This window comes from Corynebacterium vitaeruminis (assembly GCF_001054325.1).
Taxonomy (GTDB): Bacteria; Actinomycetota; Actinomycetes; order Mycobacteriales; family Mycobacteriaceae; genus Corynebacterium; species Corynebacterium vitaeruminis_A.
Genome location: NZ_JVVM01000025.1, coordinates 158,188 through 184,577, shown reverse-complemented (window position 1 = coordinate 184,577; position 26,390 = coordinate 158,188). Strand labels below are relative to the sequence as shown.

The following is a 26,390-nucleotide window of genomic DNA, read 5'->3' as shown; positions in this document are numbered from 1 at the left end:
GCGCATCTATAGTTTTTACAACTTCTCCATGGGCACGCCGCCGATAAGCATCATGCGGACCTTACCTGCGGATCCAAAGTCAATCATCGCGGTTGCCCGGGGCGCGACCCCCTGGACCTCCAGCACAGTGCCTAAGCCGTACTTGTCGTGAACAACCTTGTCCCCGGGTTCTAGGTGCAAGACCTGATTCTTCTTCCGGGATGACGCACCAGAGCTGGCAGAGCCGCCCAAGCCCGAGCCGAAACCCGAGCTGGAGCCAAAGCCAGACGAGGAACCACGGCCACGACCAAACGCGCTGCCTGCGCCGTAGCCACCAGAACCATAACCACCAGAACCGGTGCCCCAACTGCGAGCCGGAGCCTCACGCAGCCAGTCGATTAAATCGCTTGGGACTTCACCCAGGAAACGTGAGGGCGGATTGTTCTGTGGCGAGCCCCACGAGGACCGTGTCACTGCGCGCGTGAGATACAGCTGCTTGCGGGCACGAGTGATCCCGACATAGGCCAGGCGCCTTTCTTCGGCCAGCTCCTTCGGGTCTCCCAGCGCGCGCAGGTGCGGGAACAGCCCGTCTTCCCAGCCAATGAGAAATACCACCGGAAACTCCAGCCCCTTGGCCGTATGTAGCGTCATCAGTGTGACTACACCGGTGTCATCATCCGGAATCTGGTCCGCATCCGCGACCAGAGAAACTCGCTCGAGGAATGCCTGCAGACTTCCCGGCTCCGCTTCTCCATCGTTGTCGAAGTCGGCCGTGAAATCACGCGCGAGATCCGTGGCAATCCCAGATTCCACCTCGGACTCGCCACTGCTATCAGTTCCGCTTTCGGCTCCAGCACCAACGTCTTCATTTACATCAGCGCTAATATCCACCGACGACATCATCCGTGCCTCCGCGGAGAATTCCCGCGCAACGCTAACGAGCTCATTGAGGTTGTCCAGGCGGGTAGCATCCTGCGGATCATTGGAGCGTTCGAGCTCCGACTTGTACCCACTGCGATCAATAATCGCACTGACCAAGTCACCAATGTCGGCCAGGTCGCCGGATGCCATGTCCGCCGCAAGGCCATCAATCATCTCGACGAATGCCACCATCGCATTTCGGCTCCGCGCCGCCACCGCCGGCACCTTGCCCTCAGCTACTGCACGTAGCGCCGTGCCAAACGAGCACCGCTCATCCTCGGCATAGAGCGACACATGCGCTACCGCACGGTCACCAATCCCGCGCCGTGGCGTATTGATAATGCGACGCAACGAAACGTCATCGTCGAAGTTCTCAATCACCCGCAGGTAAGCGACGATATCGCGTACTTCCTTGCGCTCATAGAACCTGGTGCCACCAACCACCGTGTACGGCACACCCATACGAATGAAGACATCCTCTAGCGCACGGGAAGAATTATTGGTGCGGTAGAAAATCGCCACATCCGAGTATGAGTACGGCCCGTAATCAACCAATTGCTCAATCTCGTTGGCAATAAACCGGGCCTCATCGTGCTCATTGTCCGCCACGTAGCCCTTAATCTTGCCGCCCTCACCGAGGTCGGTCCACAGCTTCTTCTCCCGGCGATTCTCATTGCGCGCAATCAACGCATTGGCCGCCGACAGAATCGTCTGCGTCGAGCGATAGTTCTGCTCGAGCAGAATCGACGTAGCTTCCGGATAGTCCTTCTCAAACTCCTCGATATTGCGAATTGTCGCACCACGGAAGGCATAAATGGACTGGTCTGAATCGCCCACCACACACAGCTCGCTCGGAGGCACATCTCCACCAGGCTTGCCGACGAGCGCCGAGACCAGAGCATACTGCGCGTGGTTAGTGTCCTGGTACTCGTCTACCAACACATGCCGGAAGCGGCGGCGGTAGTACTCCGCAACCTGTGGGTGCTTGGTGAAGATCCGAACAACCTCACCAATCAGGTCATCAAAATCCACGGCATTAGCCGCCCGCAGCCTGGTCTGATACTCCAGGTAAACCCGTGCAACAACGTCATCAAAAGGATTGCGCGTCGTCGACGCGTCCGCGATGGCCTTCTCCGGGTCAATCAATTCATTCTTGAGGTTAGAGATACGTGACGAAAGCACGCGCCCCGTGAACTTCTTGGTATCTAAGTCCATGTCCTTGGCAATCATGGACAGCAAACGTCGGGAGTCATCCGAATCATAAATGGAGAAATTGGAATTAAGGCCCGGCACCAGCGCGTGCTGCATGCGCAGGATGCGCACACACATGGAGTGGAACGTAGACACCCACATACGCCGCGCCTGGTCACCGACCAGACCCGCCACACGCTCACGCATCTCAGCTGCGGCCTTATTGGTAAAGGTGATAGCCAAAATTTGGCTGGGCAGCACTCCACGCGCACCGATCAGGTAAGCGATTCTGCGCGTCAGCACAGCCGTCTTTCCCGAACCTGCACCAGCCACAATCAACAGTGGTGAACCAATGTGCTCCACCGCTTGGCGCTGCTGTGGATTCAGCCCCTCCAGCAGCGATTCGGGATCAAAACTGGGCTCGAAACCGCCCCCAAAACCGCCGCTAAAGTTGGCGGCGCCACTCGGCGCGCTATTGCTACCAGCGCCGGCGAAGTTGCCGAACGCGCCACGGCCAGGCGTAGCACCGCCCGGCTCACCGTGGTTCGAACCACCATGCCCATCGTCAGGACGACCATCGTCAGCGTTGAAGGACCCGAACAGCATTCCAGTTTCATTTCCCATGATGGCTACTACAGTAGCCGAGCCCCCCCCGGATTGGACTGTTCGAATCCTTTGGCACAATAAGAACTATGAGCGAAAACCCGGCGGACACTCCCACCGCACACACCGACAACACCGACGGCGCTGAGCGCAGCCACCAGGCTGCGGCGGTATCCCCCTTTGAAGTCCGCACCCCCACCGGCACAGATGACCCATTGAGCTCCGCGGAGATTGAACAGTACCGCAAGGAAATCAATCGCCTTGACGGGCTAATCATCGATGCCATTCAACGCCGCACCGCAATCAGTAAGGCCGTCGGCAAGACCCGCCTGGGATCTGGTGGCACGCGGCTCGTGCACGGCCGAGAGGTGCAAATCATCAACGAGTTCCGCGACGCACTTGGCCCAGAGGGCCCGGCAATCGCGTCGGCGCTGCTGCGCATGGGGCGCGGCCGCCTGGGCTAATCCCCAGCCAGCTACGGTTCAGCTAGCCTTCCAGAGAGATTAGCTTTTCCTCAAGGAACTCATTGATACCGGTGAAGCCACCCTCACGGCCAAGACCGGACTGCTTGACACCACCGAACGGCGCCGACGGGTCCGACAGCGAGCCCTTATTGACCGCAACCATGCCGGACTCCAATGCCTCCGCCGCACCGAGCGCCTTAGTCAGGTTCTCACTGAACACATACGCAGCCAGACCAAAAATCGTGTCATTTGCCTGCTCAATCGCGTGCTCATCGTCCGTGAAGGTTGTCACTGCAACCACCGGACCGAAAATCTCTTCGCGGACAATATCCGCGTCCTCGGGCACATCGGTCAGAACTGTGGGTTCGAAGAAGTAGCCGTCGGAAAGCACGCCTCCGAGATCCGGAATCTTGCCGCCACACTCAACCTTCGCACCACGCTTGACCGCATCTTCAACCAGATCACGAACCTTTTCCTGCTGATCGCGCAGCGCCAGTGGGCCAAGATCCGTGGCAGGATCGGTACCCTCGCCCAACTTCAGTTCCGCAAAACGCTTGACGACGCCCTCGACGAACGCATCCTTCTTGGATTCATGAACAATAAAGCGGTTCGGCGCGATACACACCTGGCCGCCATTGCGGAGCTTGCCGTCGCTGACTGCCTGCACAGCCTTATCGACATCGCCATCGGAGAGAATGACAAACGGAGCATTCCCGCCGAGCTCAAGGGAAACCTTCATCGAGGTCTCCGCAGCCTTCGCTGCAAGCATCTGGCCAACTTCGGTAGAACCGGTGAAAGTGAACTTGCGCAGGCGGTCATCGGAAAGCAGCGCTGAGACATTGGATGAGTGCCCCGTCGGCAACACGGAAACGACACCTGCGGGAACTCCGGCCTCGATAAGAAGTTTGCCCAGGTAGAGCATGGTCAGCGGAGTCTTGGAAGCGGGCTTAATGATAATCGGGCAACCGGCGGCGAGTGCCGGGGCAATCTTGCGCGTGCCCATCGCCAGCGGGAAATTCCACGGTGTAATGGCCAAAACCGGACCGACCGGCTGGTTAATAACCGCGACGCGCGAAGTGCCGCTCGGAGAGATCCGGTAATCGCCGGAGATACGCACGGCTTCCTCGGCGAACCAACGGAAGAACTCGCCACCGTAGCTGACTTCGCCCTTGGAATCCGGTAGTGCACGACCCATCTCCAGGGACTGCAACTGGGTCAGCTTGTCCTTATCTCGACGGATAAGTTCAAAGGCTCGGTAAAGGATTTCGCTGCGCTTGCGGGGCGGGGTTGCCTTCCACTCCGCTTGGGCGGCGACGGCGTCGTCAAGCGCCTGCTTGGCGTCTTCCTCGGTGGCAGAAGCGACCTTGACCAGCGTCTTGTCGGTGGCGGGGTTAATTACGTCGAAGGTCTCGCCATTCGTCGCGGGGCGGAACTGGCCACCGATAAGCAGACCGGTGGGGACATCTTTGAGGATGTTGTCGTAATCAGGAGTGAAATCGGTCATATTTTCCAGGGTAGGTGCCTTTGCTGACGCGGGCTAGGGGCTCGTAGGTGGCGGATGGGCGACGCATAAGCACAGCGGAATCGAGTTGCTGGCAGATTGCGGTCACGCCTGGTCGAATCCTGCCGCCCGGCGAGAGCGCCGAAACGTAACTAGTCTGGGGATGTATAAAGTGCATTTCGTCAAAAATCACCTGGGAGCAGGAATGACTGTAGATATCACTGGAACCGAGCAGTGGGCTCAGCTGGCTAAGCGCGTGGACAACGTCCGCGGCACCTCGCTGCGTGAGCTCTTCGCAAATGAAGAAGGCCGCGCTGAGAAGCTGACTTTCGATGCTGGCACTCTCCACGTTGACCTCTCCAAGAACTTGATGTGCCTCGATGGTTTTGCCGAGCTGGTTGAACTTGCTCGCGCCGCTGGTATCGAGGAAGCACGCGAAAAGATGTTCCGCGGTGACAAGATCAACTCCACCGAAAACCGCTCCGTACTGCACACCGCACTGCGCCTACCGGCCGAGGAAAACCTCGTCGTTGACGATCAGGATGTCGCGGCCGACGTGCACGAGGTTCTCGGCCGCATGCGCGACTTCGCCCGCAGCCTACGCAGCGGAGAATGGCTGGGCTACACAGGCCACACCATTAAGACCGTGGTCAACATCGGTATCGGTGGCTCCGACTTGGGCCCGGCAATGGTAACCAAGGCGCTGCGCACCTACGCCACCGCCGGCATTGATGCCCGCTTCGTCTCCAACGTTGACCCGTCTGATTTGCAGGCGGTTCTGGATGAGGTCGATCCGGAGTCGACACTGTTCATCGTCGCTTCCAAGACTTTCACTACTCAGGAGACTCTCTCCAACGCTCACGCAGCTCGCCGCTGGCTTATCCAGCAGCTGGGTAGCGAAGAAGCCGTCGCCAAGCACTTTGTTGCCGTTTCCACCAACGCCGAAAAGGTCGCCGAATTCGGCATCGACACTGAGAACATGTTCGGCTTCTGGGACTGGGTCGGCGGCCGCTACTCCGTCGACTCCGCCATCGGCCTGTCCATCATGGCCGTCGTCGGCCCGATGGATTTCATGCGCTTCCTGCAGGGCTTCCGCGCAATGGATGAGCACTTCCTCAACGCCCCGTTGGAGCAGAACGTGCCGGTGCTCATGGGCATGCTGAATGTCTGGTACTCCAACTTCCTCGACGCCCAGTCGCATGCCGTGCTGCCTTACTCCGAGGACCTCTCCCGCTTCCCGGCGTATCTTCAGCAGCTCACCATGGAATCGAACGGTAAATCCGTGCGTGTCGACGGCAAGAGGGTGGACTACAACACCGGAGAAATCTTCTGGGGCGAGCCGGGGACCAACGGCCAGCACGCTTTCTTCCAGCTCCTCCACCAGGGCACCCGCCTGGTCCCAGCTGACTTCATCGGCTTTGCCCGCCCGCGCCAGGATCTGCCGACGGCATCCGGCGAAGGTTCCATGCACGACCTGCTGATGAGTAACTTCTTCGCACAGACCAAGGTGCTGGCCTTCGGTAAAACCGCGGATGAAATCCGCGCAGAGGGCATTGCTGAGGAACTCGTGGAGCACAAGGTCATGCCGGGCAACCGCCCGACCACGACCATCATGGCTGAGGAACTGACCCCGGACGCTGTGGGTGCACTGATTGCACTCTACGAGCACATCACCTTTGTCGAGGGCATTGTCTGGGGCCTGAATTCCTTCGACCAGTGGGGCGTGGAGCTGGGCAAGCAGCAGGCTGGCGACCTACTACCTGCTGTTACCGGTGAAGTTGCACCGGATTCGGGCGATGCCTCCACCGATGCGCTGCTGACCTGGTACCGCGACAAGCGCTAGTACCTCCTAGGCAATTGGCCAGAGTCAACTAAAAAGTCCGCCCCGGCGTATCGCCGGGGCGGACTTTTGTTATTCGTATCACACTAAACCTTCACCGCGTAGCCGTCAGCGCGGTAGCCCTTGACAATCTCCTTGCCGAATGGGAAGCACGTCACCGGAATCATCTTGACGTTGGCCACAGCCAGCGGAATACCAACGATGGTGACAGCCTGTGCCGCCGCAGTCACGATATGCCCGATGGCCAGCCACAGGCCAGCGATGAGGAACCAGATTACATTCATCACACCGGCGCTAACGGCACCGACCGCGCCCCGACCGGAACGCTCCACCACGGAGCGTCCAAACGGCCACAGTGCATAAGAAGCCATGCGGAAAGAGGCGACACCAGCGGGAATGGTAACAATCAAAATACAGGCAAGAACGCCGAAGAAAATGTAACCCAGGGCAAGCCACAGGCCACCGAACAACAGCCAAATGATATTCAGCAAGGTCTTCATGCCACCAAGTGTAGTCGGCAACTGGAACTAGCAGGGCTCAACTAACGCCTGCGCAAGGTCAGGAGCTACGACAATGGGGCCACCTGGTTGCGGTGAGAATAAGTCGCGGCATCTCGTCGCAAAGCGGGGTCGGGAAAAAGCTAATAGTATCTAAGACATGTCTGCCTACATTGAAGATGATGTTCTTGCCTATCGACTTGCCGTGGGCGCCAGTGAAATTCTCAAAGGTGTCCGTAACGTAGGCCTGCTGCGTGGTCGCATTCTGGGAGATGCCGGCGACGCACTGGCGCAGGAGTGGATTGCCCGTGTGCTGGAACAGCACCGTCCGGATGACGGGCTGCTGTCGGAAGAAGCCGCGGATAACCGTGAGCGCTTGGACTCAAAGCGCGTGTGGATCATTGACCCACTCGATGGCACTCGAGAGTTTGCTTCGGGCCGTCAGGACTGGGCAGTTCATGTCGCGCTGGTAGAAGACGGCCAGCCGACCCACGCTGCTGTTGGTCTGCCTGATCACGGTCAGGTTTTCCACACCGGCGAGGCTAAGGCCGTGCAGGGGCCGCGCGCGGGCAAGATTGTCGTTTCGCGTACTCGCCCACCGGCTGTGGCAAAGTACGTCGCCGAAAAGCTGGACATGGAGCTGGTAGAGATGGGCTCCGCTGGTGCGAAGGCAATGCACGTACTGCTCGGTGACTACGACGCTTACATTCACGACGGTGGCCAGTACGAGTGGGACTCGGCAGCGCCGGTTGGTGTCGCTAAGTCCGCCGGTTTGCATGTCAGCCGCCTCGACGGCTCTGAGCCGACCTACAACAACGTTGACACGTTCCTGCCGGATATGCTGTTCTGCCGACCGGACCTGTCGGAGGAAATCCTCGCAGCTGTGAAGGAATTCAAGGATCAAGAGCAAGAATAGGTAAAATAGGGCGGCTATGACCGACTCCACTGACACTACGACACACGCTCATCAGGGCATTAAGACCCCGTACGAGGATTTGCTGCGCGAAATTCTCGCTGACGGAGCCGCCAAATCAGACCGCACTGGCACGGGTACTCGCTCGGTGTTCGGCCGCCAACTGCGCTTTGATCTGAGCGAGGGCTTCCCGCTGATCACCACCAAAAAGGTGCACCTGAAGTCCATCGTGTACGAGCTGTTGTGGTTCCTCCGCGGCGACTCGAATGTCCACTGGCTACAGGATCACGGGGTGACGATTTGGGACGAGTGGGCAGACGACAATGGCGACCTCGGCCCGGTCTATGGCGTACAGTGGCGCTCCTGGCCAACTCCGGACGGGCACCACATCGACCAAATTGCGCAGGCGCTGGAGACGTTGAAGTCCAACCCGGATAGCCGCCGTAACATTGTCAGCGCCTGGAATGTCTCCGAAATCTCCAATATGGCGCTGCCTCCGTGCCACCTGCTCTTTCAGCTCTACGTCGCCGACGGCAAGCTCAGCTGCCAGCTCTACCAGCGCAGTGCGGACATGTTCCTGGGCGTACCGTTTAACATCGCGTCCTATGCGCTGTTGACCCACATGATGGCGCAGCAAGCAGGTTTGGATGTCGGCGAGTTCATCTGGACTGGCGGCGATTGCCACATTTACGACAACCACATTGAGCAGTGCGAGCTGCAGGTTTCTCGTGAGCCGCGCCCCTACCCCACGCTGAAGCTACGGAAGGCTGACAGCATTTTCGACTACGCTTACGAGGACATTGAGGTCATCGGCTACGACCCGCATCCTTTGATTCGCGGGCAGGTGGCTGTCTAAATCAGCGAAAGGTGAGTGTCGACATGAACGAGTCCACCGCTTCCACCAGCGCAAGGCCCGCTTTTGTAGGAATGATTTGGGCGCAGTCCCGCACCGGCATTATCGGTGACGGCGCCACTATGCCCTGGCATTTGCCCGAGGATCTTCAGCATTTCAAAACAACCACGATGGGCGCACCGGTCATCATGGGGCGTCGCACGTGGGACTCACTGAACCCCAAGTTCCGTCCGCTCCCCGGCCGCCGCAACATCGTCCTTTCGCGTTCCACTTCCGATTTCCCCGGCGCCGAATCCGCATCCAACCTCGAAGCCGCACTCGCTGCCGTCGCCGACGAGCCCGCGGCATGGATCATCGGAGGCGGACGTGTCTATCGCGATGCGCTTTCGCTTGCCGACGAATGCGTGGTCACCGACATTGATACTGATGTCAGTGTCCCAGTGCCGGTCATGGCTCCCGACCTCTATGACTGGGTCCGCGTTGAGGATGGCCCGTGGCAGACATCAACGACCGGCCTGCGCTACCGCTTCTGCACGTGGCGGCGGCTAGAGGATTAGCTTTCCTAGCAGTGCTGGCAGTTTCCTCGGAAGGGGCTCTGGCGTCCCTCAGGTGGCGGATTGAACGAGCGGCGAAATACTTCGCACTGGAATATCGCCCCTGGGCTGCGTGTTGAACTGGATATGACTGATGTAAAGACTCCAAAGACCACCGAACACGTGACCATTTACGCTGCGTCCTGGTGTCCTTTCTGCCAGAATCTTATCGCTGGCCTGAAGGATAACGGCACTCCGTTTGAAGCTTGGGACGTAGAAAAGCACGAGGACCTTTCGAAGTGGGTTGAGTCCGTCAATGACGGCAACCGCGTTGTTCCAACTGTGCTGTACTCAGATGGCAAGCACGCCACGAATCCGTCGGTTGAGGAAGTCACCGCTAAGTACGCTGAGCTCTCCGACAAGTAATTAAGAAGCTAAGCAATTAAAAAAAGCCGAGCCTCACTTTCGGGGCTCGGCTTTTTATGTTCACGCGCGACCGGTCATGCTACTAGTCGCGCTGCCAGCATTACTCCAGATCGTCGTGTGCCATCAACTGACGAGCCGCCTCAGTGAGGGAGCCAGATAGCGACGGGTAGACGGAGAAAGAGCTTGCCAGGTCATCAACCGTGAGCTGGTTGGAGACACAAACTGCGATTGGCAGAATCAACTCGGAGGCGGTCGGAGCGACCACTACACCACCGATAATCATGCCGGAGTTCTTACGACAGAACAGCTTGACGAAGCCGTGGCGCAGCGAGCGCATCTTCGCACGCGGGTTACCCGCCAGTGGGAAGACCTCTACACGAGCGGAAACCTCACCGGACTCGATCTGAGCCTGGGAGACACCGACAGTCGCAATCTCCGGGCGGGTGAACACTGCCGAGGAAACAGTGCGCAGGCGAATCGGAGATACGCCTTCACCGAGAGCGTGGTACATCGCAATACGGCCCTGCATAGCTGCAACGGAAGCCAGCGGGAACAGGTCGGTGCAGTCACCGGCAGCGTAGATACCCGGCACGTTGGTACGGGAGACACGGTCAACGTGAATATGGCCGGACGGGGTCATCTCCACACCGCTGGCGTCCAGTCCCATATCAGCGGTGTTCGGAATCGAACCGACGGTCATCAGCGCGTGCGAGCCGAAGACCTCACGGCCGTCGGAAGTGACGACGCGAACGCCGCCGTCCTCAGTGCGTTCGACAAGATCACAGCGGGCGTTCTTAACAACGTCCACACCGCGCTCCAGCAGGACCTCCTCCAGGGCATCTGCAGCATCGGCATCCTCGTGCGGCAGGATGCGGTCACGCGACGCGACCATGGTGACCTTCACACCCAGCTCGGTGAACGAGGATACGAACTCAGCACCGGTAACACCGGAACCGACCACAATGAGGTGCTCCGGCAGCTCGTCCAGTTCGTAGACCTGACGCCAGGTCAAAATACGGTCACCATCGGGGATAGCGCCCGGGAGAATGCGCGGGGACGCACCGGTACAGACCAGCACCAGGTCGGCTTCAAGAGTGACCTCGCCACCCTCGAGCAAATCGACGGTGACGTAGTGAGTTACACGGCCCGAGTCGTGGTCATCGAGACGACCGCGACCCTGCAGCATCTTGATGCCCTCGCGCTCCATCTGCGCGCGAACATCGTCGGACTGCTGCTGTGCCAGGCGCTTAACACGCTCGTTGACCGCAGTGAAGTCAATCTTGCGCTGGGAGAAGTCCGGACGCAGACCCATCTCGTCCGCGCGGCGCATATCGGTACGAACGCCCGTCGCCGCGATGAAGGCCTTAGAGGGAACGCAATCCCACAGGACGGAAGAACCGCCCATACCGGCATCCTCAACCACAGTGACTTCAGCACCGTACTTGGCGCCAACCAGGGCTGCCTCGTAGCCGGCTGGGCCGCCGCCAATGATTACGATCCTCTGTGCCACAAATCCTCCAAAGTTGCCGTGAATATCACAATGTAACTACCGCGGGAGGCATTTTCCCCGCTTTGCCCCATAGTCTAACGGACAGTCAGGGTTGGCTGCGCGCCGTCTTCATAGCGTGCGACGATGCCTGCGAAGAGTTTCACACCAACGCCCAGGCAGCGCTCGTCCACGATCAGGTCATCTCGGTGCAGATCATGCTTGTCCCCACGCCCGGACCAGCAGCCCAAACGAGCCATCGCACCAGGAACATGCTCAAGATACCAACCGAAGTCCTCGCCACCGGACGACTGCGGAGCCTGGATGACAGCATTCTCATCCACTTGTCGCACCGCTTCCGCAATCAGTGCGGTGCAGTATTCGTCGTTAAGCACGGGCGGCACGCCGCGCTCGTAATTGATGGTGCAGTCGGCACCAGTCGGGGCGAGAACCTGTTCAATCAGTTCGCGTACGAGTGGATCGATGGCGCGCCAGGTTTTGATGTCGGCGGTGCGGAGCGTGCCGCTGACGCTACCTTCCGATGGAATCGCATTGTGCGCATACCCGGAGTGGACAGAGCCAAACGTGAGCACGGTACCAGTGCGCGGGTCGACACGTCGGGACAGCAGCCCCGGCAAATCGACAATCAATTTACCCAACGCATAGACAACATCGGCTGTCATCTGCGGACGGGAGGTATGCCCGCCCGGGCCATGAACCTGAATCTCCAGCGTGTCGGCCGCAGAGGTGATGGCACCCGTACGCACGCCGACGTGACCGACGCGCAGCTTCGGCTCGCAGTGGACGGCAAAGATCCGCTCGACGCCTTTGAGCGCACCAGCAGCGATGACCTCAGGTGCACCGCCAACCATGACTTCCTCAGCGGGCTGGAAAATGAATCTCAGCGGCGTCGGCAACGTGTGCTTTTCATGGTATTCGGCCATAGCCAGCGCCGTCGCGAGCGTAATCGTGGTGTGGAAATCATGCCCGCAGGCATGCATGACGCCGTCGTTGGTGCTAGCAAACTCCAGCCCTGTGGTCTCTGTAATTGGAAGCGCGTCTATGTCACCGCGGAAAGCGAGACGTCCCGGGAGCTCACCTCCGGCTTCGCTACCGGCGAGTTCGTCTTCACCGATGTCGACCATCAGACCGGTGTTGGGAAACAGCACTGGTTTCAGCCCCGCTGCACGCAGCTTCTCCTCCACGAAGGCAGTGGTGGCGTGCTCCATATGAGATAGCTCCGGGTGCGCATGAAGATGCCGCCGCCACTCGAGAATCTCGTTCGCGTGCTCGGCCCACCAGTGCTTAATAAACTCCTCAATCACAACTCTCAAGTGTAAGCACTCCACCGACAGGCCGTAACAAGAGGCCTACCGACGACTGCGCCAGCGACAACAGTGGCCGATGAGCGTTTGAACGTCAGCGCCAGCAGCATGCATAAACAAAAGCTACTTCTTTCACTTTGGCTTCTTTAGTTCTCAGATGTTTCACATTTTGAGGAAGTCTGCGATGATAATAGGCATGTCCGGCAATGGCACACCTAAGTCTCTCAGCATCCCCATCATCATCGTGGCCACCGCACTCGTGGTCGTCATCGGCATCGCCATCGGGCTGTCGCTGAACAATAGTGATGAGCCCAAGCGCCCGGAGGTCCCCTCCTCCTCGCAGCCGACGTCGCCCAGTTCGACACCGTCCCCCTCGACGAGTTCGACTTCTACGAGCAAGACGACCACCACAACAACGACTACAACGAAGTCCTCCGAGTCGTCGTCAAGCACGTCAAGCACGTCGAGTACGTCGACATCGTCCTCGTCGTCTACGCCGAGCACCACTTCTTCATCAGCCACGACGACAAGCTCCGAGCCGACATCAGTTCCGGAGGGACAGGACTTCGGCACTGGACGCTCCGACCTGGATGGACTGGGCTTTGTAGGCAGCTCCGCCCGCTGCGACAGTGGCGACCGCGCCTTTGCCGTTGTCGCTGCTGAGCAGGGAATTAAGGCCGCCGCTTGTGAGACACGCTCGGGCGAGAAGTACTACCGCTCGGATACGCCGCAGGGTTCCGGGTCGATGGACATCATCGTCGATGAGGGCGACCGCGTTGTTGCACGCAACGGCTCGTACAAGTACCAGATGTCCCCCGACGGAGTTCTTGTGACCAAGGACAATGTGGTCATCAAGAAGTACGCCGCCGAGGCCTGGGGCACTGCTTAAAAGAGCAATCTACAAGTCGATGTTGCGGGGACCGTAGAGGCGGTCGCCCGCATCTCCCAGCCCCGGCACGATATAAGCATCCTCGTTGAGATCCGGGTCCACCACGGTAGTGACTAGGCGCACTGGGAAACCGGACTCCTTCAAGGCATCGACGCCCTGCTGTGCAGAAATGATGCACACGGCCGTGATGTTGTCCGCGCCACGGTCCACCAGCAACTTCAGGGCATGCAGCAGTGAACCACCGGTTGCCAGCATTGGGTCGACCAGGAAGACGGTGCGCCCGGACAGATCCTCCGGCAGCGCCTCGAGGTACGGCACTGGTTGATGGGTTTCCTCATCACGCGCCAGGCCAATAAAGCCCACCTGCGCATCCGGAATCATCGACAGCGACGGGTCAATCATGCCGAGTCCCGCGCGAATGACGGGAACAATAATCGGCGGATCCTGTAGACGGTAACCCGGCGCAGTGGTAATTGGGGTCTGAACATCGAAGTTATCGACGGGCAGCTCCCTGCTTGCCTCGTAAATGAGCATTACACCCAGGTCGGCCAATGCCGCGCGGAAGCCCGCGTTATCGGTGCGCGCGTCGCGCAGGATGGTCAAACGTGACTGTGCCAAGGGATGGTTGACAACGGTAATCTCCATGCCTTCCAAAATACATTGCTTTGCTTTTTGCAGCTCTGGTGCCGCTATCCCAAATTTCTTAACCGATTGCCATAAAAAGATGGAACCGAATCGGCCTTTTTCGCGCCTAACAATACGAGGGCTTTTTAATACGCCCCATTCATGAAGGTCCGCTTACCACTAACTCCACTTACTATCTCAGCCGTCGTTCACGCTCCGCTAGCCGTTCTGCCGCAGCGCTGCGTCTTTGACCAAACGCGAATTTCCCAGAGAGGCCGTCGATCTTGCTCCGTCCATCACCACACAACACCCCCAGCCCATCGTTTCTATCTCCGGTCACCAGCGGGAATGGCTCGATTTTTACGCTGGTGCCAGAGCTCATTTCCGCCAACGCGGCGCACCTTAACGCATTGTCGCAGCAGGCCAACGGCGCTAACCTGGACGTCGGCGCACTACAATCGCTTGGCGACGTCCCGTTTGTCGGCCCCTTCTGTCATGCGGCAGCCACGGCTCTACAGCGCCAACATGAGCATGTAACTGAGCTGAATGAATACGGCACCAGCGCTGCTCGTGCACTGAGCGATCTTGTCTCTGCGGTATCCACTGCTGAAGATGCCGGCGCGCATGCGTTGCAGTCCATCTCACCGAGAATGGGAGCCGTTGCAACTCGCGGGATCGGTGGTGCGTGATGCTTCCCACCAATCTGCTTACGGAGGTCCCCAGCACAATTGCGCAACAGCTAAGTCCCGCCATCGCACCCGCGCTGGCAGGACTTGCTGGGGCCGCAATCCCCGCCGCGAGTACCGCCTGGCGCTCAGTTGCAGATTCCGTTGAACGCAACTGGGTCGACGGTGCTAGTTCCGGCGCAGGCGCCGCGGGGACGAGTCTCAAACGGGCTGCAAACGCGGCAGCGGATTTGGAAACTCGCGCCGGAACCATTGACGGAGACATTGCCAAGGGCCTGGCCGCAGTGCTGTCCGCGGCCACTGATTTGGCCCGAATTGCCATGGACTTTGTCACTTCCGCCATGGGTTCGTTGACTGCGACTGCTACGGGGCCCGCAGGGCTCGCCGCGACCGGCGCCAGCCTGGTCTCAGCAGCCAGTTCCGCAATCTCACAGGCCATTGCGCGGCTAATGAAACTTGAGCAAGAACTGCGACCTCTGGTGCAGTCACTGATGCAGCAGGCAAGCGCTGCGGTGGACACCCCTACCCCACCACGTCCGACGCAGTTGGAGGCCCCAGCTACCACTCAAGCCGCGCTCGCTTCTCCGTCTGCGAACACCCCAGAATCGACTACCGTTACCGACGCTGCTGATACTTCTGATTCGGGCGGCGCACCGGTAGCTGCGGATGCGGGCGCTGGCGCGCCAACCCCAGAAGCCCAGGCTGCGGTGAAGGCTGCGCTCAGCGCTGTCGGAACGCCCTATGGTTGGGGCGGGAACACTCCGGGGCAGGCGCTCGATTGCTCAGGCTTGACGCACTGGGCTTATGGGCAAGCTGGTGTCGACATTCCCCGCACGGCGGAAGCGCAGGCCGTCGGCAGGCAGGTGAGCCAGGATGAGCTGCTGCCCGGTGATCTTGCAGTGTGGAACGGCCATGTCGCCATGGTTATCGGCGACGGCAAAATGGTCGAAGCAGGCGATCCGGTACAGGTCAACCCCGTGCGTACGACCAACATCGGCATGCCGTTTAAGGGTTTCTACCGCCCGACCGGATAGTGCGGTGGGTATCTGTGTCGCAAAACTTCTAAGATGGGAATACGCAAACTTGCCACCCGTGGGGGCGCTGCAGGTATGACAATTCTAAAGTTCTAATAATCACCGACAAGCAGAAGGGCTGCGACGAAAACTATGGCCAGGAAAGGCATCGTTCCTATCGAACTCGAGCTGACTTCGGGCACCTTTTACACGTTGTGGGCTCCGAGCTGGCGTGAGGGTGGCTCCGAGTGGCAGGCTCTGCTCGGTCGCGGCGATGACATCTATTTGTTCTCATCTGCGGCCAAGCTCCTGGCTTTCCTGCAGTCGGACGCTCATCACGACTTCAAGCAGCACCCCGGTTGGCGCAACTTCAGCCAGCAGCTGCCGGGAGCTGCCATCGCTGCGCCACGCCACCGCTATGACCTGATTGGACTGCCGGAAATCCTGGCCGGTCGAGCCGACTACGACCATGTTTCACGGGCAGATCGCATTCTTTCCATCACTCGCTCGATTGGTGCGATTGCGGATCTCACTCCGATTAACCAGATGTTCGCCTCGCACTCTGTCCTGGCTGCCACGCAAAATGGTGCTGATCACTTCCAGGGCAGCGGCGCGGCTCAGTGGTCTGCTATCGGCAACGTTATCCTGACCAACTGGGACAATTGCATTGACGCTACCGATGCCATCGGCGCAAATACTCCAAGCATCGATGAAGAGTCTGAAACCACTGCTGCTGCCGCATTGAAGGAAGCGGAGGCTGCGGAGCGTGAGCGTCGTGAAGCAGCAGAGAAGAAGCGCGAAGAGGAAAAGAAGGACGCAGAGGAGACCACCGGCGATCCGTACGATCAGACAGTGTGGGCGAGCGCCGGCATCGACCCAATTAAAATCTCCATTGCTGGCCGCACACTCTACACGCTGCGCTGTTACATGGGTCGCCGCCCGCTATTCCTGGGTAGCGCCGGTGAGATTCACACGTTCTCACAGCCCCGCACAATGGTGCGTTGGCTGCTGGAGCACAAGCATCACGACATGTCTTCTCTGACAACCTGGGATGAAATCATCACTGCCGCCAACGCAGGCGAGCTGGAGGCCGTAGTGCACGAGGACAATGAGTACTCGTTCACCGGTCTGGCCGAGGATATTGAGAAGGGGCCGAACGCCGTGGACACAGCCCAGCTTGCCCGCGCATACGAGCTACTCGCAGACGCCGCTGACTGGGCTGGCGACGATGCTGTGAACGAGGTTCTGGCGGGCAACCAGCAGCTGCAGTGGCTGCTGAACTTCCTGCTGGATACCGGGGAGATGTCTGAGCCGGTTCCGCCTTACGACGATGAGGCCGAGGGCTGGCGGCAGCTGGAGAAGGGCTTGGCCGCTCGGTTTACGACCAAGATCTAACCTTCTCTGCTCGGTTAAAGTTGGCCGGCGCTGGCTAGTCCAGCGTCAGGTTCAACTCATCGTCGGCACCGAAACCCGTACCGTTGACATCAGTTTCGAGGTCCTCGTCATCGTTGTCGATGAGCTGCAGGTAAGCGGGATAAATAATGGTGTCCATGATGTGCTCGCGGGTCGGCAGGTCCACGAATGCGTTGTTGAGCGCGTTGGAGGTCAGTTCGAACAACTCGCTGTAGCCGTACCCGAAGTTCTCCACCAGCTCCATGCACTCCCTGGTCATGGAAGTCGCACCAATCAAGCGGTTATCCGTGTTCACGGTGCAGGCAAAACTCATGTCGTCGAGAAGCGAGAACGGGTGATCCGCAACGCTGTCACAGACGCCGGTCTGGACGTTGGAGGTCGGGCAGATTTCCAGTGGAATCTGGCGGTCACGGATAGCGGAGGCAACCTCCTGGCACTCGATGCCCTCGAGAGAAGCGCCGAAGTCCTCATAGATGCGCACACCGTGGCCGAGACGGTGTGCACCCTGTACGACAGCGTCCTGCAACGAATCGACACCAGCGTCTTCACCTGCGTGAATGGTCACTGGAATGAGGTTTTCCCGCAGCATGGTAAAAGCCTCAGCATGGTTGGCCGGCGGGAAGCCGTTTTCCGGACCCGCGATGTCGAAACCGACAACGTAGCCGTCGGAGTTCTTCCCGTAGTTGTCGATAACCAGCTGTGCGACTTCCTTCGAGTTGTCATTCTGGCGCATCGCGCAGATGAGCAGACGCGCGGTGATGTGCCTTCCCTCGGCGGCAGCGTGAGCTTCACCCTGTGCCAGGCCCTCGACCAGCGCATCAACAACAGCCTGCATATCCAGGCCCTTTTCCAGATGGTTTTCCGGAGCCAGACGCAGCTCAGCGTAGACGACATTGTCGGCAGCCAGATCTTCGACGGCCTCACGAGCCACACGCGTCAGCGACTCAGCGGTCTGCATGACAGCACAGGTGTGCGCGAAGGCAGTCAGGTAGCTCGGCAACGATCCGGAGTTGCCGGTGTCAATAAACCACTGCTCCAGCTCATCCGCATCGGTGGTCGGCAGCTGATCGGTGTAACCGCAGTCCGCGGCCAGGTCGATAACGGTCTGCGGGCGCAGACCACCATCGAGGTGATCATGAAGCAGTACCTTGGGCAGGCTGGCGACAACCTTACGCATTTCATCGAGATTCGATGCCGAAGACTGTGTGTCCAGAGACTGAGCATCACTGTGCGAAGAATTAGTCATAATGGCCAGACTATCGGTATTGCGCCCTCCGCTTCTACTTCACTGTCGGGAAAATACAATTCTGCTCTGTCTAAAGGCACCCTCTCCCCCGATTTCCCCCATTCACACACGAGAAATGCATCATTTCGGGTGACGTTTTACTACCCTTATTTCATAATGTTTACCTCTCGCCGCTTCTCAACTACCGTCGCGCTGCTCGCCACCAGTACTCTGCTGCTGCCGAGCACCGCTCCCACCGCTATGGCGCAGAGCCCTTCGCTTACCGACGAGCCCCCGGTTGTCGGCCCCGCCCCTGGCATCCGTGACACAGAGGGCTGCCCGTACAAAACCCTCCCGCCAGCACCGGTGGATTCCTCCGAGGTTCCAGCCCCCGGCAAGACATCTCCTGCTCCACTTCCGGTTCCCAAAAAGCCGGCTGGAGGTAGCAAGATGTCCGCTTGCGGCATTGTCAGCGGTAAGGGGTTTGACGTTCCGAAGGATCTCTCCGCCTCCGCGTGGACCGTATTCGATCTGAAATCCGGCGACGTCATTGCGGCCAAGGACCCGCACGGTCGTTACCGTCCCGCCTCGATTATTAAGGTGCTGCTCGCGATGGAGGCACTCGAGGATTTGAAGCTCGATGACCGTGTCACGGCGACCTTCGAGGACGCGAACATGGAGGGCTCCCGCGTTGGCATCGTCGAGGGCGTGAACTACTCGGTAGAAACTCTGCTGACTGGTCTGTTGCTCAACTCCGGCAACGACACCGGACACGCTCTGGCCCGCGAACTCGGCGGCATGGCTAAGGCCACTGAGAAGGTCAATACTCTGGCGAAGAAGCTAGGTGCGACGGATACACGAGTGGTCAACCCCACTGGTCTCGATGCTCCGGGGCAAATGACGTCGGCATACGACATGTCACTGTTTTTCCAGCATGCGTTCAACAATTCGACCTATCGCAAACTCTCGGCCACTCATCTGGCCACCATCCCGGGCGACAAGGAACTCGAGGTTGATGACTTCGAAATTGCCAATGACAATCAGCTGATTGCCCAGGACTACCCCGGCGCACTCGGTGGCAAGACCGGTTTTACCGACGATGCCCGTCACACCTTCGCCGGGGTGGCCGAGCGCGACGGTCGTCGTCTTGGCGTGATCGTCCTCGATGCCACTGTCGAGGATTCACCGCGGGCCTGGGAGCAGGCGGCATCGCTTCTCGACGCAGGCTTCGCGGCCCCGCAGGACAGCTCTGTCGGTGTCCTCGAAGCGAGCGCGGCTGAGAATCAGTTGGCAGAAAAATTGCCCGATATCCTCGACGGTGAGTCAGCAGGAACCGGGCTGAAAATTACTGTCAGCGCCGCCATCGTAGGTGTTATCGCACTTGTTGCGATAGTCACCTACCGCTCCGGCAAGCGCAAACGCGGCTAGTTATTTCGAACCGAGCAGCCGGTTCAATCCGGACGGGTTGGCCGCTTCCGCACGGACATTAATGACAGCGGGAGCAGGTGCATCCAGCTCCTCGTTGGCAAGCGCCTCTTCGGTCGTTGCGGTCCAGGCAGTGGCGTACATGGTGATGCGCCAGATGAGGTAGAACACGACCATCAGACCAATGACCGGACCGAAGACTGCACCGGCCGGGTTCGACAGCGCGTTGGAGAAGAAAACGCTACCGAGCTGCTTGACAACCTCAAGACCAATAGCGCCAATAATCGCGCCCTTTGCTGCCGACCGGAATGGGGCACCGCCGCGCGGTAGAAAAGCGAGCATCCAGAAGAACAGCAGCCAGTTGGCTACAAGACCAATGGCGATGGCAATCAATCCAGCGATGATTGTGATTCCCGGGACATGCCCCAGACCAACCTTGTCCAGCAGGGACTGCGTCAGTCCGGAAGAGCCGGCCGCGGTGACAGCGAAGGTCAGCAGAATCATCACCAGCATGCCCAGCAGACGCAGCAGGTCTCGAACCTTGCCTACCACGAAGTTGCTAGCGCCCAGCGGGCGCTTCCACAGCTGTGTCACTGCGTTGGAGAGATTACTCATCCAACCCAGACCCGACCACAGGGTGGCAATGAAACCGACCGTGAAGACGCCACCAGCCTGATCAATCGCGCCCTCGATGATTGCGTTGATGGTGTCGCCCATCGACCCATCGATGGAGTCGGTAATAGCGGACTGAATTTGCTCGAGCAGCTGCTCATTACCTCGCAAAACAAGGGCGAGGATGGCAAATGCCGTCATGATTAGGGGAAAAATTGACAGCACGGAGAAGTACGTGACAGCGGCAGCAAAAAAGTTACCGCCCTGCTCGGAGTAGCGCTCCTGCATCCGCATAACGTGATCGAACCACTCCCACTTTTCGCGGAAGCGGTCGATTGCGCTCGGCTCATCGGCGTGTACACGCTCGATGCCATAGCGGTCCGTTCTCTTCGGATCTTTTTGAGTAGAGGTTGCCATGTCCTCTACCTTAACGTGCCAGCTTTCAGTAGGGAGACTGAAGTGCAGAGTCTATGACGGAATTAGCGGTTGGCAGCCTTCAGGAATCCGACGCGCTCGTAGACATCTGCAAGGGTCTTGGCGGCAACTTCACGGGCGCGGTCAGCACCGTTGGCCAGGATGCGCTCCAACTCACCGCGGTCGGCCATGAGTTCTTCATAGCGTGCACGCAGTGGCGTGGTGAATGCCTCCAGTGCATCGGCGGTGTCAGCCTTCAGTTGGCCGTAGCCTGCACCTTCGTAACCGGCAACGAGCTCGTCGACGGGCTTGTCAGTCAGCGCCGACTGAATGACCAGCAGGTTGGAAACGCCCGGCTTGTTCTCGCGGTCGAAGCGAATTTCGCCGTCATTGTCGGTAACGGCCGAGCGAATGCGCTTGGCGGAGACCTTCGGGTCGTCCAACAGGTTAATAATGCCCTTCGGGTTTGCACCCGACTTACTCATCTTCGAGGTCGGATCCTGCAGGTCGTAGATCTTTGCGGATCCTTCCATAATGTGCGGATCCGGCACCACGAAGGTCTTCTTGTAGCGAGAATTGAAGCGCTGTGCCAGGTTACGTGTCAGCTCGAGGTGCTGGCGCTGATCTTCTCCCACCGGTACCAGCTGCGGACGGTAGAGCAGGATGTCGGCTGCCATCAACATCGGGTAGGCGAACAAACCTGCAGAGGTGTGTTCGGCGCCCTGGCGGGAGGACTTGTCCTTAAACTGCGTCATGCGGCTGGCTTCACCAAAACCAGTCAAGCAGGTCAACACCCATCCGAGCTCCGCGTGCTCGGGAACATGCGACTGCACGAACAGCACCGACTTCTCCGGATCGATACCAAGTGCAATCAGCTGTGCGGCACCGGCGATAGTGCGCTGACGCAGCTCCTTCGGATTCTGCTCGACAGTGATGGCGTGCAGGTCAGGAATGAAGTAGTAAGCGTCGAAGTCATCCTGCAGATTAATCCAGTTCTTCAGTGCTCCCAGGTAGTTGCCCAGGTGGTAGGAATCTGCGGTCGGCTGAATGCCGGACAGGACGCGCTGCTTACGAACACTCGGTGCAGGATTAGTTGCTTCAGGACCCTTGCTTTCACTCATAACCAATAAGTCTAGCGCGAGGTTCTCAGTGGAGAGTCGACTGCGTACCTGTTTCAACAACACCGCAGGCTTTTGCAAGAACGTCGGTCAATGACGTCTGGTCCTTAAACTGACGCCGACCGCTATAAAGCCGACTGCCAAGTGCTAGCCCCGACGATCCTCGCGATCTTGCTCCGCAAGCACTCGCTCGGACAACAATTTGACGGTCCGCGCCGCAGCGGCCGGTGATTCCTCTGGATACAGTGCGCGCACCAGGGTGACAGCCGGGCGGATACCGTGCTCGGTGAGGACACGGCGAACACGCTCGCGTTCCGCTTGAGTTAATTCCAGTGGCGCCACGGGTGGCCTGCGGGTGTAGGACACGACCATCACACCACCCAACAGAACAATGAGTCCGAGGGAAATCCACAGCGGCCACGAGTAGACAAACGACAGCACGATGAAGGCAACGATGACACCGGAGGTCACGACTACTGGGACATTGACAGCGGTGCCCGGATCGTTCTGCAGACTCCGTGCGATGGCTTCCAAATCGGCCATTTGGTGCCGCTTATTATCGCTCTCGCCGTTTTTCACTAGGGATGCCCTCTCCTTTCCGGGTCCACTCCGAGCTCGCTTTAAGTCCTGCGCAAATTCGCGCCCGAGCTTTGCAGCAGCTGAAGTCCCATCAGCCCTTCTTTAAATCTTAGGCGCTTGCGTCCCATGTGCCGAACAGACCCACAGGTATTATTGAACTAATTCAATGCTGTTACCCGTCAGGAGTCCTATGCTCGCAGCCATTGCGGTTACCGTCTTTATCCTGCTGGTTCCGGGAACAGTTCTCGGTTGGATCAGTGGGCTACGCCCCACTCTCGCGCTAGCATCAGCCGGGCCACTAATGCTGGGCGTGACCAGTTTTTCCGCATGGTTGTCCTACGCGCTCGGACTGGATTACACCTGGCTCTTCGTGACCGGCATGTGGGCATGGTTCTGTGCCATTGGATATCTGGTGCGCAGGTTCATCCCCCGCGCAACGCCCGAAGACAGCTTCGACTCCGGCGCGGTCACCTCGATGATTGTCGCCGGGGTTACGGTGGTCGGCTCGATGCGCGCAATGCTCATGCTTAACGACGTCCCCGGTGGCCCCGGCGCTATCCGCGAAGCCTGGGACATGCTCTGGCACACCAACTTCCTCCGGTTCATCGACGAACAGGCCATAGCCTCGCCCACCGCGGCCGGCGAACTGATGAATCAGGAAACCGGAGCCGAAATGTTCTACCCCACCGGCTGGCATGCCGTGGCGGGGCTACTGCCCGGCTCGGTCTTCCTCGATGCAAACGTGTTTGCGCTCCTGGCCCCGGCGCTGCTTCTGCCCGCAGCAACTGCGGTGCTAGCCCGCACCGCAGTTGGCCCCAAGTGGGCGGCCTACGCTGGTCCCGCAGCTGCCGTCGCCACGCTGATGCTTCCGGAGATTTGGGTGGCGCTGTGGCGCACATCCTCCATGCCGTACTTGCTCGCGGTGGCCACTTTCCCCATCGCTGTGGCTTTGACCATGCGGGGCTATATTGTCCCCGCTACGCTTGCCCTGGTCGGCACGTTTATCACCCATCCGGCCGGCGCAATTGCTGCCGCCCTGTTCGTCGGATTGTGGATGATCACCCAGCCGAGTGTCAGCGGCTTAGTGCGCACACTCATCATCGGGACGCTCACGCTGGTGATGACTCTCCCGGTGGCGCTGTCCGCGAGTGGGCAAGGTGAATCCGTTGCGGGCTTTACCGGCCAAATTGAAATTTCCCGCTCCGAATCGCTGTGGCGGACTCTTATCGGGTTTTCCCGCTACGCTGACGAGCCCATCTTTTCCCGAGCCGTTCTGGTTCTTGTGCTTATCGGCCTGGTGGTGTCGCTTCTATCTCGCCTGCCGGGAAGCCCATGGGCGCCGTGGCCGGCACTGGTTTTTGGGCTACTCTTCGTGGTTTCCGATAGCGCGCAGTCCCGTTGGGCGGAGCCGTCCGGCACCTATCTGAAGTTTGTCGGCACTTTCTTCTATGACATGCCGTACCGCATCCAGGCGGTTATGGGAATTTTGCGAGCAGTGCTGGTCGGCTACGCAGTGGCGGCTGCCGTTGTCGCAATTATGGCTGCGGCGCAGTGGATCGTCGCAAAGCGAAATCAGCCGGTCAAACCGTGGAACCCCGCGTTAGCGACCGGAATCGTGGCGGCGCTGGCGATTGTGCCTGCAACATGGATGAGCGGACCTGCTCAGCGCGATGCAATTCGCGCAAGTTTCGGTAATACGTTTGTGACCGCTGCGGACATGGAAGCCATTGATTGGCTGTCCGAGCAGCCACATGCATTTGAGGGGCATATTCTCAACGACCGTCGTGACGGTTCTGCGTGGATGTACGCCATCGCTGGGCTGCCGACGCTGTTCCGTCATTTCTCCTTCCCCGACAAGAATGCCGAGGCGAGCAAGAAACTACCGACGAACGTGGATTTGCTCGGTTCACATCGGGAATTCGATGCCATGGCGCAAAAGTTGGGCGTGCACTACATCATTAGTTCTCCGCCGGGCGTAAGTAAGGATGGCACGGAGGCGCTGTCTATGCGTTCGTGGGCATGGCACGCGCCTGGGCTCACACCTGTGTATCACGACGGCTCAGTGATGATCTTCGCGGTCAACAAGATGTTCTTGCCCGAAGAGCTGCACGCTGTTGTCAACAGTTCTCCGCACCGCCCGGCGAGCCCGAATCCACTGTGGATGCCAGCACGTCAGCCGATTATCCCTTCGCCCGACGAGGCTGTCGATCCGCTCGCCGGCGCACGAATCACCGTCGACTCCCGCCGCGAGGCCATCGAAGCCATTAACGCCGACCTGCCTCGCACGCTGCGTTTGAGTGAGGACACCTCCGCTCACATCGACAGCATCGTACAACGCGCCAGCGACAAGCTCCGTCAGCGCGGCGCAATCGTCGGGGCACATTCGCTTGCCGACGGCACGAGGAGCGCAGCCACCGTAATCGTCGGTCGCTCGTCAGAGGGCCAGACCCTTTCCAGGGATAATATCGGCGATCGTGGTTTTTCGGTCTCGGCTGTTGTGGAGTCTCTCGAACCTGACGACGATGCCCCTGCTGATTGGCAGTTAGCGGCAGGCGTGCGTGACGGAATGGTGTTCCGTGGTTTCAATCCGCACAGTAGTTACAGCACAAACGGAGTGCCTACGGAGTTTCGCACCGGCCTGGCACCGGCAGTGGCGGTGAACCAGAGTTCGCGGCCGCATGCGCCGACGGTTGCGCTATCGCTGGGCGCGGTGGGTGCCGCCAAACTCACTGAAGATTTGGCCGACCCCGCTATGCAGGACAAATGGGCCGACGCCATCGTCGACGGCATCGCCTCCATGCTGCGGCAGAACCGCCATCTCGTAGCGGCTCCTGAGCCGGAGTTGATTCCCGAGCTCGCTGGCGCCGGAGCACACTAGTCCGCGGCCTAGGTGCGTGCCGAGTTTAGGCGTACTCCACGATCACCGGCGCGTGGTCCGTCCAGCGAAGATCGTAGGCGGCAGGCTTGTCCACAACCGAGCTGACGGCACGCCTGAGCATTGGTTCGGTAGCCGCCTGGTAATCGATGCGCCAACCGGCATCGGTATCGAACGCCTTACCGCGGTAGGTCCACCAGGACCAGGGGCCGTCGGCCTCAGGGTGCAGACGGCGAGTGACATCGAACCACACCGGATTGGCATTGAGCTCCGGGGCCTCCCACACAGAACCATCGGAGAAGGCACCGGATTCCATCTCTTTTTCTGTGGCCTGAACCTGTGAATCCTGTGGGTTTTCATCCGGCCAGCAGCCGAAGACCGAATCCATCCAGGCGCGCTCCTGTGGCAGGAAACCGCTCTTACGGCGGTTGGTCTTCCAGTTCTTCAAGTCCTGTTCGCGGTGGCAGATGTTCCAGTCGCCACCGATAACTGCATGGTGACCATCGCGCCCCTTGGCCCCCAGGTCAGCCAAGTAGTCGGAGAAGGCATCGAGGAAGCGGTACTTCTCATCCTGCTTCTCACTGAGCGCAGCACCAGAGGGCAGGTAAAGGCTGGCAATCTGGACATCCGCATCCAGGCCGGTAGCCGCGGCCGGGGCAACACCACTGATAAACCGACCGGATTCTTCGAACTCATCCGAGCCGATGCCCACCTGGACGTCGTTAAGCGGAAAGCGGGAGAGAATGCCCACGCCGGCGCGCCCCTTGGCGCCCAGGTTTTCAGCGCCAACCCAGTGCCATCCGGCATCGAAAGCGGGCGCGAGGGCCTTGCGTGCCTGGTCGTCGGTGGCGCGGACTTCCTGCAGCAAAACGACATCGGAAGTGGTGTGCTTCAACCACTCCAGCAATCCCAAGTTGGTCTCACTGCGCTCCTTGACGGCGGCGCGAATGCCGTTGACATTGATCGTCGCGATTGTAAGGCTCAT

General features: G+C 59.4%; 23 protein-coding genes. 12 read left to right on the top strand and 11 right to left on the bottom strand.

Going from position 1 to position 26,390, the window contains the following annotated elements; all coding sequences use genetic code 11:
- Positions 1 to 15: 15 nt before the first annotated feature.
- Entirely contained in the window at positions 16 to 2,697 is a 2,682-nt protein-coding gene (locus ADA16_RS08295) for a UvrD-helicase domain-containing protein (protein ID WP_414629658.1), read from the bottom strand.
- 86 nt (positions 2,698 to 2,783) lie between these two features.
- Here ADA16_RS08295 and ADA16_RS08290 point away from each other — a divergent pair, with 86 nt between their 5' ends.
- Positions 2,784 to 3,158: a chorismate mutase gene (locus ADA16_RS08290; protein WP_048760807.1), complete on the top strand. Its 375-nt coding sequence runs from the start codon at positions 2,784 to 2,786 to the stop codon at positions 3,156 to 3,158.
- 22 nt (positions 3,159 to 3,180) lie between these two features.
- Here the strand turns inward: ADA16_RS08290 and ADA16_RS08285 are convergent, their stop codons facing one another.
- On the bottom strand, positions 3,181 to 4,662 hold the full coding sequence (locus tag ADA16_RS08285) for an NAD-dependent succinate-semialdehyde dehydrogenase (protein ID WP_048760805.1): 1,482 nt from the start codon (positions 4,660 to 4,662) through the stop codon (positions 3,181 to 3,183).
- A gap of 202 nt (positions 4,663 to 4,864) precedes the next feature.
- Here ADA16_RS08285 and pgi point away from each other — a divergent pair, with 202 nt between their 5' ends.
- On the top strand, positions 4,865 to 6,502 hold the full coding sequence (gene pgi / locus ADA16_RS08280; RefSeq protein ID WP_048760804.1) for a glucose-6-phosphate isomerase: 1,638 nt from the start codon (positions 4,865 to 4,867) through the stop codon (positions 6,500 to 6,502).
- An 83-nt stretch (positions 6,503 to 6,585) separates the two neighbouring features.
- Here the strand turns inward: pgi and ADA16_RS08275 are convergent, their stop codons facing one another.
- Positions 6,586 to 6,999 carry a YccF domain-containing protein gene (locus ADA16_RS08275; protein WP_048760802.1) on the bottom strand — a complete coding sequence of 138 codons (414 nt, stop codon included), beginning with the start codon at positions 6,997 to 6,999 and terminating at the stop codon, positions 6,586 to 6,588.
- A gap of 157 nt (positions 7,000 to 7,156) precedes the next feature.
- On the opposite strand from ADA16_RS08275, the gene ADA16_RS08270 reads away from it, so the two are divergent.
- The 4 genes from ADA16_RS08270 (at position 7,157) to ADA16_RS08255 (ending at position 9,721) form a co-directional block, all read left to right on the top strand.
- Positions 7,157 to 7,912 carry a 3'(2'),5'-bisphosphate nucleotidase CysQ gene (locus ADA16_RS08270; RefSeq protein WP_048760801.1) on the top strand — a complete coding sequence of 252 codons (756 nt, stop codon included), beginning with the start codon at positions 7,157 to 7,159 and terminating at the stop codon, positions 7,910 to 7,912.
- Between the two features lie 16 nt (positions 7,913 to 7,928).
- Complete coding sequence (locus tag ADA16_RS08265) at positions 7,929 to 8,765, top strand: thymidylate synthase (protein ID WP_048760800.1); 837 nt, start codon at positions 7,929 to 7,931, stop codon at positions 8,763 to 8,765.
- Between the two features lie 23 nt (positions 8,766 to 8,788).
- Complete coding sequence (locus tag ADA16_RS08260) at positions 8,789 to 9,319, top strand: dihydrofolate reductase (protein ID WP_048760798.1); 531 nt, start codon at positions 8,789 to 8,791, stop codon at positions 9,317 to 9,319.
- Positions 9,320 to 9,442: 123 nt separating this feature from the next.
- Positions 9,443 to 9,721 carry a mycoredoxin gene (locus ADA16_RS08255; RefSeq protein ID WP_048760796.1) on the top strand — a complete coding sequence of 93 codons (279 nt, stop codon included), beginning with the start codon at positions 9,443 to 9,445 and terminating at the stop codon, positions 9,719 to 9,721.
- Positions 9,722 to 9,821: 100 nt separating this feature from the next.
- Here ADA16_RS08255 and ADA16_RS08250 read toward each other — a convergent pair whose 3' ends face one another.
- Both ADA16_RS08250 and ADA16_RS08245 read right to left on the bottom strand, forming a co-directional pair.
- Entirely contained in the window at positions 9,822 to 11,231 is a 1,410-nt protein-coding gene (locus ADA16_RS08250) for an NAD(P)H-quinone dehydrogenase (RefSeq protein ID WP_048760794.1), read from the bottom strand.
- Positions 11,232 to 11,305: 74 nt separating this feature from the next.
- Complete coding sequence (locus tag ADA16_RS08245; protein WP_048760792.1) at positions 11,306 to 12,532, bottom strand: M20 family metallopeptidase; 1,227 nt, start codon at positions 12,530 to 12,532, stop codon at positions 11,306 to 11,308.
- Between the two features lie 196 nt (positions 12,533 to 12,728).
- Here ADA16_RS08245 and ADA16_RS11150 point away from each other — a divergent pair, with 196 nt between their 5' ends.
- A complete protein-coding gene (locus ADA16_RS11150) occupies positions 12,729 to 13,421 on the top strand; it encodes a hypothetical protein (RefSeq protein ID WP_152680748.1) in 693 nt (230 codons plus the stop codon).
- A gap of 9 nt (positions 13,422 to 13,430) precedes the next feature.
- On the opposite strand, the gene upp is transcribed toward ADA16_RS11150, so the two are convergent.
- Positions 13,431 to 14,066 (bottom strand): uracil phosphoribosyltransferase, encoded by a 636-nt coding sequence (gene upp / locus ADA16_RS08235; RefSeq protein ID WP_048760788.1) that lies wholly within the window; start codon positions 14,064 to 14,066, stop codon positions 13,431 to 13,433.
- 263 nt (positions 14,067 to 14,329) lie between these two features.
- On the opposite strand from upp, the gene ADA16_RS08230 reads away from it, so the two are divergent.
- The 3 genes from ADA16_RS08230 to ADA16_RS08220 all read left to right on the top strand — a co-directional run bounded on the left by ADA16_RS08230 (position 14,330) and on the right by ADA16_RS08220 (position 17,139).
- Positions 14,330 to 14,734 carry a hypothetical protein gene (locus ADA16_RS08230; RefSeq protein ID WP_161797593.1) on the top strand — a complete coding sequence of 135 codons (405 nt, stop codon included), beginning with the start codon at positions 14,330 to 14,332 and terminating at the stop codon, positions 14,732 to 14,734.
- The gene (locus ADA16_RS08225) at positions 14,734 to 15,765 is read left to right on the top strand and encodes a C40 family peptidase (RefSeq protein ID WP_048760785.1); all 1,032 of its coding nucleotides are present in this window, start codon (positions 14,734 to 14,736) and stop codon (positions 15,763 to 15,765) included. Before ADA16_RS08230 ends, ADA16_RS08225 begins: the two co-directional genes overlap by 1 nt.
- 132 nt (positions 15,766 to 15,897) lie before the next feature.
- Complete coding sequence (locus ADA16_RS08220) at positions 15,898 to 17,139, top strand: hypothetical protein (protein WP_048760783.1); 1,242 nt, start codon at positions 15,898 to 15,900, stop codon at positions 17,137 to 17,139.
- A 34-nt stretch (positions 17,140 to 17,173) separates the two neighbouring features.
- Here the strand turns inward: ADA16_RS08220 and ADA16_RS08215 are convergent, their stop codons facing one another.
- Positions 17,174 to 18,403 (bottom strand): adenosine deaminase, encoded by a 1,230-nt coding sequence (locus tag ADA16_RS08215; RefSeq protein ID WP_048760782.1) that lies wholly within the window; start codon positions 18,401 to 18,403, stop codon positions 17,174 to 17,176.
- A 156-nt stretch (positions 18,404 to 18,559) separates the two neighbouring features.
- Here ADA16_RS08215 and ADA16_RS08210 point away from each other — a divergent pair, with 156 nt between their 5' ends.
- Positions 18,560 to 19,810: a D-alanyl-D-alanine carboxypeptidase family protein gene (locus ADA16_RS08210; protein WP_193387496.1), complete on the top strand. Its 1,251-nt coding sequence runs from the start codon at positions 18,560 to 18,562 to the stop codon at positions 19,808 to 19,810.
- On the opposite strand, the gene ADA16_RS08205 is transcribed toward ADA16_RS08210, so the two are convergent.
- The 3 genes from ADA16_RS08205 to ADA16_RS08195 form a co-directional block, all read right to left on the bottom strand.
- Positions 19,811 to 20,836 (bottom strand): YhjD/YihY/BrkB family envelope integrity protein, encoded by a 1,026-nt coding sequence (locus ADA16_RS08205; RefSeq protein WP_048760780.1) that lies wholly within the window; start codon positions 20,834 to 20,836, stop codon positions 19,811 to 19,813.
- A 62-nt stretch (positions 20,837 to 20,898) separates the two neighbouring features.
- Positions 20,899 to 21,954: a tryptophan--tRNA ligase gene (gene trpS, locus ADA16_RS08200; protein ID WP_048760778.1), complete on the bottom strand. Its 1,056-nt coding sequence runs from the start codon at positions 21,952 to 21,954 to the stop codon at positions 20,899 to 20,901.
- Between the two features lie 144 nt (positions 21,955 to 22,098).
- Positions 22,099 to 22,494 carry a hypothetical protein gene (locus tag ADA16_RS08195; protein ID WP_152680747.1) on the bottom strand — a complete coding sequence of 132 codons (396 nt, stop codon included), beginning with the start codon at positions 22,492 to 22,494 and terminating at the stop codon, positions 22,099 to 22,101.
- Positions 22,495 to 22,720: 226 nt separating this feature from the next.
- On the opposite strand from ADA16_RS08195, the gene ADA16_RS08190 reads away from it, so the two are divergent.
- Entirely contained in the window at positions 22,721 to 25,408 is a 2,688-nt protein-coding gene (locus ADA16_RS08190; protein ID WP_048760775.1) for a DUF6541 family protein, read from the top strand.
- Positions 25,409 to 25,433: 25 nt separating this feature from the next.
- On the opposite strand, the gene ADA16_RS08185 is transcribed toward ADA16_RS08190, so the two are convergent.
- A complete protein-coding gene (locus ADA16_RS08185; protein WP_048760773.1) occupies positions 25,434 to 26,390 on the bottom strand; it encodes an exodeoxyribonuclease III in 957 nt (318 codons plus the stop codon).

What these genes read in the sequence shown, in the direction of transcription:
- ADA16_RS08295 (WP_414629658.1), bottom strand. Translation starts at nt 2,697, where the DNA reads ATGCTGTTCGGGTCCTTCAACGCTGACGATGGTCGTCCTGACGATGGG.
- ADA16_RS08290 (WP_048760807.1), top strand. Translation starts at nt 2,784, where the DNA reads ATGAGCGAAAACCCGGCGGACACTCCCACCGCACACACCGACAACACC.
- ADA16_RS08285 (WP_048760805.1), bottom strand. Translation starts at nt 4,662, where the DNA reads ATGACCGATTTCACTCCTGATTACGACAACATCCTCAAAGATGTCCCC.
- pgi (WP_048760804.1), top strand. Translation starts at nt 4,865, where the DNA reads ATGACTGTAGATATCACTGGAACCGAGCAGTGGGCTCAGCTGGCTAAG.
- ADA16_RS08275 (WP_048760802.1), bottom strand. Translation starts at nt 6,999, where the DNA reads ATGAAGACCTTGCTGAATATCATTTGGCTGTTGTTCGGTGGCCTGTGG.
- ADA16_RS08270 (WP_048760801.1), top strand. Translation starts at nt 7,157, where the DNA reads ATGTCTGCCTACATTGAAGATGATGTTCTTGCCTATCGACTTGCCGTG.
- ADA16_RS08265 (WP_048760800.1), top strand. Translation starts at nt 7,929, where the DNA reads ATGACCGACTCCACTGACACTACGACACACGCTCATCAGGGCATTAAG.
- ADA16_RS08260 (WP_048760798.1), top strand. Translation starts at nt 8,789, where the DNA reads ATGAACGAGTCCACCGCTTCCACCAGCGCAAGGCCCGCTTTTGTAGGA.
- ADA16_RS08255 (WP_048760796.1), top strand. Translation starts at nt 9,443, where the DNA reads ATGACTGATGTAAAGACTCCAAAGACCACCGAACACGTGACCATTTAC.
- ADA16_RS11150 (WP_152680748.1), top strand. Translation starts at nt 12,729, where the DNA reads ATGTCCGGCAATGGCACACCTAAGTCTCTCAGCATCCCCATCATCATC.
- upp (WP_048760788.1), bottom strand. Translation starts at nt 14,066, where the DNA reads ATGGAGATTACCGTTGTCAACCATCCCTTGGCACAGTCACGTTTGACC.
- ADA16_RS08225 (WP_048760785.1), top strand. Translation starts at nt 14,734, where the DNA reads ATGCTTCCCACCAATCTGCTTACGGAGGTCCCCAGCACAATTGCGCAA.
- ADA16_RS08220 (WP_048760783.1), top strand. Translation starts at nt 15,898, where the DNA reads ATGGCCAGGAAAGGCATCGTTCCTATCGAACTCGAGCTGACTTCGGGC.
- ADA16_RS08215 (WP_048760782.1), bottom strand. Translation starts at nt 18,403, where the DNA reads ATGACTAATTCTTCGCACAGTGATGCTCAGTCTCTGGACACACAGTCT.
- ADA16_RS08210 (WP_193387496.1), top strand. Translation starts at nt 18,560, where the DNA reads ATGTTTACCTCTCGCCGCTTCTCAACTACCGTCGCGCTGCTCGCCACC.
- ADA16_RS08205 (WP_048760780.1), bottom strand. Translation starts at nt 20,836, where the DNA reads ATGGCAACCTCTACTCAAAAAGATCCGAAGAGAACGGACCGCTATGGC.
- trpS (WP_048760778.1), bottom strand. Translation starts at nt 21,954, where the DNA reads ATGAGTGAAAGCAAGGGTCCTGAAGCAACTAATCCTGCACCGAGTGTT.
- ADA16_RS08195 (WP_152680747.1), bottom strand. Translation starts at nt 22,494, where the DNA reads ATGGCCGATTTGGAAGCCATCGCACGGAGTCTGCAGAACGATCCGGGC.
- ADA16_RS08190 (WP_048760775.1), top strand. Translation starts at nt 22,721, where the DNA reads ATGCTCGCAGCCATTGCGGTTACCGTCTTTATCCTGCTGGTTCCGGGA.
- ADA16_RS08185 (WP_048760773.1), bottom strand. Translation starts at nt 26,390, where the DNA reads ATGAGCCTTACAATCGCGACGATCAATGTCAACGGCATTCGCGCCGCC.